General features: G+C 46.2%; 5 protein-coding genes. All 5 read right to left on the bottom strand.

The window, feature by feature from the left end; genetic code table 11:
- Positions 1-33: 33 nt before the first annotated feature.
- Entirely contained in the window at positions 34-1656 is a 1623-nt protein-coding gene (locus ACTXGO_RS08290; RefSeq protein WP_443574016.1) for an ABC transporter permease, read from the bottom strand.
- 133 nt (positions 1657-1789) lie between these two features.
- Complete coding sequence (locus tag ACTXGO_RS08285; protein WP_317199974.1) at positions 1790-2905, bottom strand: Fe(3+) ABC transporter substrate-binding protein; 1116 nt, start codon at positions 2903-2905, stop codon at positions 1790-1792.
- A gap of 228 nt (positions 2906-3133) precedes the next feature.
- Complete coding sequence (locus ACTXGO_RS08280; protein ID WP_443541444.1) at positions 3134-3871, bottom strand: 16S rRNA (uracil(1498)-N(3))-methyltransferase; 738 nt, start codon at positions 3869-3871, stop codon at positions 3134-3136.
- Positions 3872-3958: 87 nt separating this feature from the next.
- A complete protein-coding gene (locus tag ACTXGO_RS08275) occupies positions 3959-5533 on the bottom strand; it encodes a 3-deoxy-D-manno-octulosonic acid transferase (protein ID WP_443574014.1) in 1575 nt (524 codons plus the stop codon).
- A 102-nt stretch (positions 5534-5635) separates the two neighbouring features.
- A partial coding sequence (locus ACTXGO_RS08270; protein ID WP_443574012.1) for a tetratricopeptide repeat protein occupies positions 5636-6351 on the bottom strand: 716 nt, incomplete at its 5' end.

Below are 6351 nucleotides of genomic sequence, written 5' to 3'. Positions count from 1 at the left end.
GTAATTAGTAAATATTTATATTGAAGCTAAATACTAGCCTTGTTTTTCGCTTTGTCTTAGCAGTATCCAAACGGGAATAAGACCTACGAGTACTATGAGTAAACTCGGTAGCGCTGCTCGCGCCCACATGCCTTCGCTGGTCATTTCAAACACGCGCACCGCTAGGGTATCCCAGCCTTGCCGGCGCGTCATAAGCGTGATCGGCATCTCTTTCATCACTTCAACGAAACCCATAAGCAGCGCAGTAAGCACGCCAGGACTGAGCACAGGCAGCACCACTCGTCGCCAGCGCTGTAATGGACTGTCGCTAAGTAGTTTGGCAGCCGCTTCTTGATTGACAGTCAAGCGCTGAAGTTGTCGATCTATAGGCTGAAAACTAACGGTCAAAAACCGCGTTGATAGCGCTAGCAGCATGACAATCACGCTACCTGAGAGAAACTGTTTTGAGGTAATGCCAAAGGCAATGAGTTGATTATCAAGCCATGCAATAGGAATAAACACCCCGACCGCCAGCACCGTACCTGGGACGACGTAGCCTAGGTTAGCTAACGTAGTCAAAAGCTTGGTGATTTTATCTGGATACTGACGTTTTATCCAAGCGATAATGATAGCAAAAAACGCGATGAGCAAGGTGGTCATACTAGCAATCATCAAGCTATTGGTCACAAAATCGATGTAACGCGCATCAAAATCTTCTTGATAATTCATCGCAGTCCAATAAATCAGCTGCAAAAACGGTATCAAAAACGCAACCAAAAACACGGTCGTACAAAACAGCGTCATCGCCAGTTTGCTTGCGCTACTGCTGTCAAAACGTCGGTTGCTACCTTGCGTCACTACGTTGCTGCGCCGCGCTTGCCAATATTGCTCAAAGAGCACGACGATAAACACCACACCTATTAATAACGCGGCAAGTTGGGCGGCGGTCGTTAAACTAAAAAACCCAAACCAAGCCTTATAAATAGCAGTGGTAAAGGTATCGACATTGAATACCGATACCGCGCCAAAGTCCGCCAAGGTCTCCATACAAGCAAGTAGCAACCCACCAATGATCCACGGCAGCGCTTGCGGTAATGCTAATCTAAAGAACACTCGACTGCGGCTAAATCCTAGCATTTGCCCCGCTTCAATCGCACGGCGTCCTTGCGATAAAAACGCTTGACGCGCCAGCAGATAGACATAAGGATAAAAGGCCAACGACAGTATCAGTCCTGCGCCCCACACGTTGCGCACTGATGGTATGGCAGTCGTCAATCCAGCATCACGTAAAAAAGTCTGCAAGGGCCCGCTAAAGTCAACGATACCTACGGTGACGAACGCCAAGACATAAGCGGGTATCGCAAGCGGTAGCATGAGCGCCCACGTAAAAAAGCGCTGCCCTGGGAAGCGGTACATACTGGTAAACCAAGCCAATATCGTCCCGATGCTGCCAGAGAATACCGTGACCATAACCAGTAAGATAGCGGTATTTTTGAGCACTTGTGGCAATACGTAATCTGCCATGTGCGTCCAGATATCAGCGACTGGCTGTGTCCATGACAGCAGCACAATCAAAATCGGCACCAGCATAAACAACGAAATCAGCCCTAAGACTGATTTCGATAAAATGCGCTGCACAACCGTATAGTCACGGCTGCTGGCGCGCTTTTGGCGGATATCTAACTTATTAATAGTATTACCTTGCAAGACGTTTTCGGTATATTCCTCATCTATCTCTATTGTATATAAATAAAGCTAGATGAGAGTGCTTTTATTACCGATAATCCCTATTTGCTTTTATTTTTTACTGTTATTTATAGCCCGCTTTATCCATCATTTGGATAGCCCCAGTTTGTAGCTCACCAAATTTCTGTACATTGATATCGTCTTGTTTAAACGTGCCCCAAGATCTGAGCATATCCGACTCATCAACGCCTGCTTTGACAGGATATTCTTTATCAGCACTGGCATAGATACCCTGTGCTTCATCAGATGACAACCATTCCATCAGTTTCAGCGCGCCATCTGGATTGTCTGAGCCTGCGACCACGCCTGCGCCAGAGATATTCACATGAGTACCCGTTCCACCTTGATTGGCCCAGAATATATTAACAGGGAAATCAGGCTTTTCATCGAGCAGACGACCATAGTAGTAGCTGTTTGCGATACCGACTTCACACTGACCAGCAGCGATTGCCTCAAGCAAGCTGGTATCATCGCTAAAGACATCCGTTGCAAGGTTATCCACCCAGCCGCGGATGACCGCTTCAGTTTGCTCTTCACCTAAGTGCTCTATCATGCTGGCGACTAGGGACTGGTTATAAACCTTTTTAGAGGTGCGCAGACATAATTTACCTTTCCATTTTGGATCGGCCAGGTCAGCATAGGTAGACAACTCTTCGGCATCAATTTTGCTTGGATCGTAGAATATAGTACGCGCGCGTAATGATAAACCCGTCCACTGACCTTTTGGATCACGGTATTTGGCAGGAACGTTTGCCGTTAGCACCTCTGATGCGACAGGTTGCAAGAGACCTTGCTGTCCTGCCTGCCATAAGTTACCCGCATCGACAGTCAATAGCATATCGGCTGGCGTGTTGTCACCTTCAGCTTGCAGGCGCGCCATAAGCGGACCGTCTTTGTCAGTGACTAGCTCAACCTCGATACCTGTCTCTTGGGTATAGCGATCTAAAAGGGGTTTTATCAGCTGCTCGTTACGAGATGAGTAAACAGTTACCGTAGGCTCATTGCTGTTAGTCGCTACGGTTTCAGTAGCCTCAGTTTCAGTAGCTGGCGTCTCGCTATCAACACTCGTTTCAGGAGTAGAGGCATTATTACAACCCGCTAATCCTAACATTGCCCCAAATACAGCAACAGATAAAATTTTGGTCGAGGGCAAGCTGATGCTCGTAGCGCTAATTGACATGGTTATCTCCGCAGTAATGCTCGTCGTTATAGAGGCTTTTGATAGAAGCTGCTATCTATAGAATGCAATAAATAAATAAATAAAAAATCAGACCCAAAAGTCCGAAAACAACATACTAATCTAAATGAGATTAATTATCAATACATTTATTTAGCACAATCTGCTATCTATAGTTTACGTGTTTTACTGATATATAAGGTAGGCTTTTAACTGAGTTTACGGATAGTTTTAACTTAGTAACCACTGCCCCAAGATCACATTGACCGCCGCTTCAGTACGCAGTATCCGTGACCCCATGCTAACCGCTTGACAGCCTTGTTTGGCAAGCAGGTCAATCTCATAATCAATCCAACCGCCCTCGCTACCGATACAGACGACAGAAGGTAGTAGCTGTAAATTTGTCTCATTACACAGCGTTTGCATATATTGCGTCAATGACACCTCGCTATAAGGATGCGCGACGATAGCGCCTGTAGTGATTAAGTCTGCAAGTTTGTCCTCGACAAAAGGTTTAAAGCGTTTTTCTAGCGTGATACTAGGCGCGGTGGTGTCAACGCCTTGTTGTAAGCCCTCTAGTACAAACTCATCGAGACGATTAAGCATTGGACTTTGCCAATAGCTCTTTTGCGTACGATAGCTGTTAACCAATATGATGTCGCGAACGCCTAAGGCGGTCATATCCATTATTAAACGGCGCAGCACTTTTGGACGTGGCAAGGCTAAAACCACGCTAACATTGAGCTTAGGTGGCGGCTCAACGGTCAAGGTAACATCAAAAAGACTAATCTGAAGCGGCGTTATGTGTTCAATAATAGCGCTACCAATATTACCGCCAAGTTGCCCTATTTTTAGGCTATCCCCTACTTTTAGCCCAAGCACTTTGTCAATATGTTCAATCTGCTTAGCATCATCAATGACTGCAGTCGGCAAAGTGATATTGGCTGCGGGTAATAAAATACAGTTCATGTAAAATGCCGTTTTCAGTAAATTGATTTATAAGCTTTCAAGGATATAAGGCTTATAAGCATAAAGGCTTTTAAGGATAAAGATAATTTAAGCCTTTATCGCTGAATACTCTTCTATAACTTCTTCAATCATAGACAGTTGCCGCGTCAAGACAGACTGCTGCTCTAATGTCATTGTTTTGCCTGCTTTACCTGCCGTAAGTGCCAGTTCTGTCTCACTAAGCCATAGCTTTAGTTGCTCATAAATCAGCGTGTCGTCAGTCGTTTGATCATCCAAAGCCTCTCGATCCTGCTTATGGATAGCTTGATAATAAGGATTATAGGGTTGATACAGCGCGCCGGCGCTCGCCAATTTATCGACCACACTCTGACACGATTGTGTATAGCGCCCTATCAGTACTGGTGTCCCAACGCTAGCAGGCTCTACTGGATTGTGCCCACCGATATCGACCAAAGAGCCACCGACTAGTGCTACGTCAGCGAGCTTATACCAGTGCATGAGCTCGCCCATACTATCAGCCAAATATACTTGGGTCTGATCAGTTATTTGCTCATCAAGACTACGCCGTGCCATTGTCAGTCCTGACGCTTTAATAAGCGTTGCCACCTCATCAAAGCGCTCAGGATGCCTAGGAACGATGATAAGTAAAACCTTATGAAGCGCTGATTCTGCTAGCAATCGTGTATGCAACGTCAAAGCTGCTGCTTCCTCACCACTATGGGTACTCGCCGCTACCCAAATGGGACGCGCTAATGCGTCTCGTTCTGTGTTAGCAGCAGATGTAACGTTGGGCTCTTTTTTTAGGGCCTTGTTTTTTGTCTTATCCTCAATCTCAACTGTCGCTTGAGTATTTTTTGCTGTGATCTGCGGGGTATTTATGACCCATTTGAGCGAGCCTGCCACCCGAATCTGCGCGCTTTGCGCACCTAACTGACGAAAGCGTTTGGCCGACTCATCATCTTGCGCGATGATCAGCGTCAAATTCTCCATCATGCTCGTGCTGACCGCTTCTATCTTTTGATAGCGCTTAAAAGAGGACGCAGACAGACGACCATTCACTAAGATGCTAGGTATTTTGTGCTCAGATAGTTTGCTCAATATATTAGCCCACAGCTCAGTTTCGACAAACAGTGCAGCAATAGGCTCTACATGCGCCAAAAACGTCTCGACCACCGCAGGCGTGTCTACGGGAACATAGCTGTGGCTCAGCCTGCCTGATGCGATATCATTAGCAAAACGGCTAGCACCGCGTGCAAATCCTGTCTGCGTGGTATTGGTCAGCCAGATCTGGTAGCCCTTTGCGAGTAAGGCATCGAGCAGTGGCGCGATGGTATTAGTCTCACCTAAAGATACGGCATGACACCAAATAACGGATTGAGGGTTAGTTATCATACGGCTGTTTTTAACAAGACTGGTTTGATCAGAACAATTTTGATCATTAGCTTGGGATACTGGAGGCGGCGGATAATGCTTGCCAAAACGCTGCGCTACTTCTTGCTGATAGTTGTCGTTCTTGTGCGAGCGTCGCCAGACTTGTATACGGTACAGAGGCTTTAATAAGCTAATAACCAATCGATAATAAAAAGGCGGCTGATGCGTGGCCTGCACGGTTGATAGTACTGGACTTACTGGGTCTGATGGCGACATATGAGAGGATGGCATAAAATAGCCCAGTTAAAGGTAGAATAAAGAAGAGTTTGACAAGCGCGCTTATTTTAATGCAATTTTATGACAAGTGGTAGCAACTCTTATGAGCGCTTTGTCTTAGACAAAAATAATTAATAATAGTGCGACAATGATGATAGCGCCGATTAGTACCTGATAACGCTTGATACTGTGTTGTTCTTGTTTTTGTGTGGTTATGAGCATTTGGGCTTGTTGCCACTGCGCAACCACACTTGCCGCTTCACTATGACCATTATCCGCCGCTTGCTCTAGCCAATACTTACCCTTGTCGACGTCCTGCGCAACCCCAACTCCTTGATAATACAGTTTGCTCAGTAGACGCTGAGCACGGCTGTCATCTTGGTTCGCCGCTTGCTCGATTAAACGCACTCCTGATGTCATGCCTGTCTCTTTATCTGTGGACACACCCTCACCGAGTAGCTCATACATAGCCAGTCGTAGCATCGCGGCACTATTGCCAGCATTGGCTGAAGAGTGCAAAACAGACACCGCTTTTTGGCGGGCTAATTGATGCGCCTTTGAGAACTGAACCTCGTGGCGCGGTTTATTTTGCTTAGCAATATGCTGCTCAAATTGATCGAGTACCCGACGCGCGCGATTGTAATCGTCCGTACCTGCGGTCTGTATGACCTCAATCTCATCTAACTCTTTTAATAATTGAGTAAACCTCTCAGGGGTGACGATTACTTTGGGCTCTTGCAGTTTTTGTATGGTTGGTTCTAGATTTGTCTCAACAGGCGCTATATTAGGTTGAGAAGGTGTCGATTGCGATGGTAAGACGTTCTCTTTAGACA

The organism is Psychrobacter sp. T6-1 (assembly GCF_052258445.1).
The sequence above is the reverse complement of the archived record's forward strand: the minus strand, read 5'-3'. Positions and strand labels throughout refer to the sequence as shown.

Excerpts from the sequence above, each read along its gene's own strand:
- ACTXGO_RS08285 (WP_317199974.1), bottom strand. The coding sequence starts at position 2,905 with ATGTCAATTAGCGCTACGAGCATCAGCTTGCCCTCGACCAAAATTTTA.
- ACTXGO_RS08280 (WP_443541444.1), bottom strand. The coding sequence starts at position 3,871 with ATGAACTGTATTTTATTACCCGCAGCCAATATCACTTTGCCGACTGCA.
- ACTXGO_RS08275 (WP_443574014.1), bottom strand. The coding sequence starts at position 5,533 with ATGCCATCCTCTCATATGTCGCCATCAGACCCAGTAAGTCCAGTACTA.